Source organism: Streptomyces sp. PU-14G (assembly GCF_041028275.1).
Classification (GTDB): domain Bacteria; phylum Actinomycetota; class Actinomycetes; order Streptomycetales; family Streptomycetaceae; genus Streptomyces.
In genome coordinates this window covers 1-864 of the sequence record NZ_JASKYT010000749.1, presented here as the reverse complement: position 1 = coordinate 864, position 864 = coordinate 1, and the positions used below count along the sequence as shown (strand labels likewise).

Annotated in this window: 1 protein-coding gene; it reads left to right on the top strand. The window is 77.4% G+C overall.

The annotated features are described in order from the left end of the window. Window positions 1-864: CoA transferase (locus tag AB8Z75_RS35135; RefSeq protein WP_369209217.1), on the top strand; the 864-nt coding region annotated here is incomplete at both ends.

Below are 864 nucleotides of genomic sequence, written 5' to 3'. Positions count from 1 at the left end.
GGTGGGACGCCCACTCGTCGGGCGCGGGATGTCGAGGAGGTCGTGTACCGCCAGGGCGGTCTGGCGGTAGCCGTCCGCACCCCCGACGAGTGGGCGTCCCACCCGCAGCGGGCTGCCGTCGCGGCGGCCCCCCTGGTGTCGGTGAGCGGTCTGGACGCGGCCCCGACGCCGGCCCTGGAGGGCCCGCCGGGCCCCGGCGGGCTGCGGGGACTGCGCGTTCTGGATCTCACCCGGGTGCTCGCGGGGCCGGTCGCGACCCGCACGTTGGCGCTACTGGGCGCCGACGTGCTGCGCATCGACGCACCGGAGCGGCCCGAGTTCCCCGGCACGCACGCGGACACGGGCCTGGGCAAGCGCTCGACGCTGCTGGATCTGTCCACCCGGGCGGGGCAGGCGACGTTCGAGGAGTTGCTGGCGTCGGCGCACGTGGTGGTCACCGGCTACCGGCCCGGCGCGCTGGACCGGTTCGGGCTCGCGCCCGAGTCGCTGATGGACCGGCGGCCAGGCCTGGTGGTGGGCCAGCTCAGCGCCTGGGGCCCGGCGGGGCCCTGGCAGCGTCGGCGGGGTTTCGACAGCCTGGTGCAGGCGGCGACGGGCATCGCCGCTGTGGAGGCCGCGCGGGGCGCGGGCGGGGACACCGGTTCTCCCGATCTGGTGCCGGGGGCGCTGCCCGCGCAGGCGCTCGACCACGGTTCCGGCTATCTGCTGGCGGCGGGGCTGCTGAGGGCTCTCACCGAGCAGCGCACCGGTGCGGCGGGGTCACGGCTGGTACGGCTCTCGCTGGCGCGTACCGCCCACTGGCTGCTGCACGACCTGCCCGCGGCGCCTGGCCCGGACACCGCTCACGGGGGTGCGGGCGGGGAC